General features: G+C 57.6%; 3 rRNA genes. All 3 read left to right on the top strand.

Features of this window, described 5'->3' with window-relative positions:
* Positions 1-99: 99 nt before the first annotated feature.
* Positions 100-1,616: ribosomal RNA gene (locus Pma05_RS41920) — 16S ribosomal RNA — on the top strand.
* A 388-nt stretch (positions 1,617-2,004) separates the two neighbouring features.
* Positions 2,005-5,114: ribosomal RNA gene (locus Pma05_RS41915) — 23S ribosomal RNA — on the top strand.
* An 88-nt stretch (positions 5,115-5,202) separates the two neighbouring features.
* Positions 5,203-5,319 (top strand): 5S ribosomal RNA (gene rrf, locus Pma05_RS41910).
* Together the 16S, 23S and 5S rRNA genes form the textbook arrangement of a ribosomal RNA operon.
* The last annotated feature ends 1 nt before the right edge of the window (position 5,320 follow it).

Raw genomic sequence — 5,320 nt, 5'->3', positions numbered from 1 at the left:
TTTGAGAACTCAACAGGGTGCTTGATAAGCCAGTGCCAAATGTTTTGATGTTTGGCAGCAAGTGTTTTATTGTTGTCGGGTTTTGATTTTCCACAGTTTTTGTTGGAGAGTTTGATCCTGGCTCAGGACGAACGCTGGCGGCGTGCTTAACACATGCAAGTCGAGCGGAAAGGCCCTTCGGGGTACTCGAGCGGCGAACGGGTGAGTAACACGTGAGTAACCTGCCTCAGGCTTTGGGATAACCCTCGGAAACGGGGGCTAATACCGGATATGACCTTCTGCCGCATGGTGGGGGGTGGAAAGTTTTTTCGGCCTGGGATGGGCTCGCGGCCTATCAGCTTGTTGGTGGGGTGATGGCCTACCAAGGCGACGACGGGTAGCCGGCCTGAGAGGGCGACCGGCCACACTGGGACTGAGACACGGCCCAGACTCCTACGGGAGGCAGCAGTGGGGAATATTGCACAATGGGCGGAAGCCTGATGCAGCGACGCCGCGTGAGGGATGACGGCCTTCGGGTTGTAAACCTCTTTCAGCAGGGACGAAGCGTGAGTGACGGTACCTGCAGAAGAAGCGCCGGCCAACTACGTGCCAGCAGCCGCGGTAAGACGTAGGGCGCGAGCGTTGTCCGGATTTATTGGGCGTAAAGAGCTCGTAGGCGGCTTGTCGCGTCGACTGTGAAAACCCACGGCTCAACTGTGGGCTTGCAGCCGATACGGGCAGGCTAGAGTTCGGTAGGGGAGACTGGAATTCCTGGTGTAGCGGTGAAATGCGCAGATATCAGGAGGAACACCGGTGGCGAAGGCGGGTCTCTGGGCCGATACTGACGCTGAGGAGCGAAAGCGTGGGGAGCGAACAGGATTAGATACCCTGGTAGTCCACGCTGTAAACGTTGGGCGCTAGGTGTGGGGGGCCTCTCCGGTTCTCTGTGCCGCAGCTAACGCATTAAGCGCCCCGCCTGGGGAGTACGGCCGCAAGGCTAAAACTCAAAGGAATTGACGGGGGCCCGCACAAGCGGCGGAGCATGCGGATTAATTCGATGCAACGCGAAGAACCTTACCTGGGTTTGACATGGCCGCAAAACCTGCAGAGATGTGGGGTCCTTCGGGGGCGGTCACAGGTGGTGCATGGCTGTCGTCAGCTCGTGTCGTGAGATGTTGGGTTAAGTCCCGCAACGAGCGCAACCCTTGTTCGATGTTGCCAGCACGTTATGGTGGGGACTCATCGAAGACTGCCGGGGTCAACTCGGAGGAAGGTGGGGATGACGTCAAGTCATCATGCCCCTTATGTCCAGGGCTTCACGCATGCTACAATGGCCGGTACAATGGGCTGCGATACCGTGAGGTGGAGCGAATCCCAAAAAGCCGGTCTCAGTTCGGATCGGGGTCTGCAACTCGACCCCGTGAAGTCGGAGTCGCTAGTAATCGCAGATCAGCAACGCTGCGGTGAATACGTTCCCGGGCCTTGTACACACCGCCCGTCACGTCACGAAAGTCGGCAACACCCGAAGCCGGTGGCCTAACCCGTGAGGGGGGGAGCCGTCGAAGGTGGGGCTGGCGATTGGGACGAAGTCGTAACAAGGTAGCCGTACCGGAAGGTGCGGCTGGATCACCTCCTTTCTAAGGAGCACCTCCCGGCGAAGGTCGGGTAGGAGCCCGCGTCACCCATCTGTGTGGTGGCGGGGTGCTCGATGGCGGAGACACTGGCGAGTCCACGGCTGGCAACGGCTGATCACGGCGAGTACGGCCCCTGTGGGGGTGTGGAATGTCGGGTTGGTGCGGCTGGTGGTGGATGATGGGCACCCTGTTGGGTCCTGAGGGAGCAACCGTTGGTTGGTTCTTCAGTGGCTGTGGCGAGCGTTGGTTCGTCTGGCTGCCAGGCATGGCCTGGCCTCGCATACCGGATCTTGGCTGGGGGTTTTTCCCTGGTGGGGGTTGTTGGTGTGGGGTTGTGGGTTGTGGGTTGGTCGTTTGTTGAGAATTGCACAGTGGACGCGAGCATCTTTGTGGTCAAGTTGTCAAGGGCGGACGGTGGATGCCTTGGCACCAGGAGCCGATGAAGGACGTGGGAGGCCGCGATAGGCCTGGGGGAGCTGTCAACCGAGCTGTGATCCCAGGGTGTCCGAATGGGGTAACCTGGCACCAGTCATGTGGTGTCACCTGCACCTGAATTCATAGGGTGTGTGGAGGGAACGCGGGGAAGTGAAACATCTCAGTACCCGTAGGAAGAGAAAACAATAGTGATTCCGTGAGTAGTGGCGAGCGAAAGCGGATTGAGGCTAAACCGGTTGCGTGTGATACCTGTCAGGGGTTGCGTGGTCGGGGTTGTGGGACCTCATGGGGGAAGCTGACACTTCTCCGAGAAGTTACAAATACCAGTTGTTAGCTGAATGGTGTGGAAAAGCCAACCGTAGGCGGTGATAGTCCGGTAGGTGAAAGCGACTGGTCTTCTTTGTGGGTGTTCCCGAGTAGCGGCGGACTCCTGTAATCTGCCGTGAATCTGCCAGGACCACCTGGTAAGCCTAAATACTTCCTGGTGACCGATAGCGGACGAGTACCGTGAGGGAATGGTGAAAAGTACCCCGGGAGGGGAGTGAAATAGTACCTGAAACCGTTCGCCTACAATCCGTCGGAGCCTTTTGGGGTGACGGCGTGCCTTTTGAAGAATGAGCCTGCGAGTTAGTGGCATGTGGCGAGGTTAACCCGTGTGGGGTAGCCGTAGCGAAAGCGAGTCTTAATAGGGCGTGTAGTCGCGTGTTCTAGACCCGAAGCGGAGTGATCTAGCCATGGGCAGGCTGAAGCGTGGGTAAGACCGCGTGGAGGGCCGAACCCACCAACGTTGAAAAGTTGGGGGATGACCTGTGGTTAGGGGTGAAAGGCCAATCAAACTCCGTGATAGCTGGTTCTCCCCGAAATGCATTTAGGTGCAGCGTCGCGTGTTTCTTGCCGGAGGTAGAGCACTGGATGGTCTAGGGGCCCTACAAGGTTACTGAAATCAGCCAAACTCCGAATGCCGGTAAGTGAGAGCGCGGCAGTGAGACTGCGGGGGATAAGCTTCGTAGTCGAGAGGGAAACAGCCCAGATCGCCAGCTAAGGCCCCTAAGCGTGTGCTAAGTGGAAAAGGATGTGGGGTCGCATAGACAACCAGGAGGTTGGCTTAGAAGCAGCCATCCTTTAAAGAGTGCGTAATAGCTCACTGGTCAAGTGGTTCCGCGCCGACAATGTAGCGGGGCTCAAGTACACCGCCGAAGCTGTGGCATTCACACATTAACTCGGTGTCTTCTTTTGGGAGGGCATCCAGGTGTGTGGGTGGGTAGGGGAGCGTCGTGCCGGGGGTGAAGCAGCGGGGTGACCCAGTTGTGGACGCGGCACGAGTGAGAATGCAGGCATGAGTAGCGAAAGAAGGGTGAGAAACCCTTCCGCCGGATGACCAAGGGTTCCAGGGCCAGGTTAATCCGCCCTGGGTGAGTCGGGGCCTAAGGCGAGGCCGAGAGGCGTAGTCGATGGATAACGGGTTGATATTCCCGTACCCGTGTAGGAGCGCCCGTGATGAACCTCGTTGTGCTAACCACCCGATCCTGCGGCGGTCTTCGGATTGTTGTGGGGGAGCGTGGGATCCTGGCGGGTAGTAGTCAAGCGATGGGGTGACGCAGGAAGGTAGCTGAGCCCGGCCGGTGGTTGTGCCGGGGTAAGCGTGTAGGCCGTACCATAGGCAAATCCGTGGTGCATGTGGCTGAGACGTGATGCCGAGCCGATTCAGGTGAAGTCAGTGATCCTATGCTGCCGAGAAAAGCCTCTAGCGAGTTCCGAGCGGCCCGTACCCTAAACCGACACAGGTGGTCAGGTAGAGAATACCGAGGCGATCGGGTGAACTGTGGTTAAGGAACTCGGCAAATTGCCCCCGTAACTTAGGGAGAAGGGGGGCCGGAGACGTGAAGCCACTTGCTGGTGGAGCGTTGTATGGCCGCAGAGAGCAGGGGGAAGCGACTGTTTACTAAAAACACAGGTCCATGCGAAGAAGTAATTCGATGTATATGGACTGACGCCTGCCCGGTGCTGGAACGTTAAGGGGACCGGTTAGTCTTTCGGGGCGAAGCTGAGAACTTAAGCGCCAGTAAACGGCGGTGGTAACTATAACCATCCTAAGGTAGCGAAATTCCTTGTCGGGTAAGTTCCGACCTGCACGAATGGCGTAACGACTTCCCCACTGTCTCAACCACAGGCCCGGCGAAATTGCAGTACGAGTAAAGATGCTCGTTACGCGCGGCAGGACGGAAAGACCCCGGGACCTTTACTATAGCTTGACATTGGTATCTGAATTAGCTTGTGTAGGATAGGTGGGAGCCGGTGAAGTCCATACGCCAGTATGGGTGGAGGCAATCTTGAAATACCACTCTGGTTGGTTTGGGTATCTAACTTCGGGCCCTTATCGGGTTCAGGGACAGTGTCTGGTGGGTAGTTTAACTGGGGCGGTTGCCTCCTAAAATGTAACGGAGGCGCCCAAAGGTTCCCTCAGCCTGGTTGGCAATCAGGTGTTGAGTGTAAGTGTATAAGGGAGCTTGACTGTGAGACTGACGGGTCGAGCAGGGACGAAAGTCGGGACTAGTGATCCGGCACTTGCGTGTGGAAGCGGTGTCGCTCAACGGATAAAAGGTACCCCGGGGATAACAGGCTGATCTTCCCCAAGAGTCCATATCGACGGGATGGTTTGGCACCTCGATGTCGGCTCGTCGCATCCTGGGGCTGTAGCAGGTCCCAAGGGTTGGGCTGTTCGCCCATTAAAGCGGTACGCGAGCTGGGTTTAGAACGTCGTGAGACAGTTCGGTCCCTATCCGCCGTGCGCGTAGGATACTTGAGAAGGGCTGTCCCTAGTACGAGAGGACCGGGACGGACGAACCTCTGGTGTGCCAGTTGTCCCGCCAGGGGCACGGCTGGTTGGCTACGTTCGGGAGGGATAACCGCTGAAAGCATCTAAGCGGGAAGCCTGCTTCAAGATGAGGTATCCCACCCCGTTAAGGGGGTAAGGCTCCCAGTGAGACGACTGGGTTGATAGGCCGGAGATGTAAGCCAGGTAACTGGTTCAGTTGACCGGTACTAATAGGCCGAGGACTTGTCTACAAAGCTGCTACGCGTCCACTGTGTGATTCACAGCAAACGAACAACGGATCCCTGTGTGGGGGGTTGTTGTTTGGTTTGTGGATAGGGTTACGGCGGTTATGGCGGAGGGGAAACGCCCGGTTACATTCCGAACCCGGAAGCTAAGCCTTCCAGCGCTGATGGTACTGCACTCGGGAGGGTGTGGGAGAGTAAGACGCCGCCGGACA

It is taken from the genome of Plantactinospora mayteni (genome assembly GCF_016862935.1).
Taxonomy (GTDB): Bacteria; Actinomycetota; Actinomycetes; order Mycobacteriales; family Micromonosporaceae; genus Plantactinospora; species Plantactinospora mayteni.
Note: the sequence above shows the minus strand (reverse complement) of the source record. Positions and strands in the feature narration are given on the sequence as shown.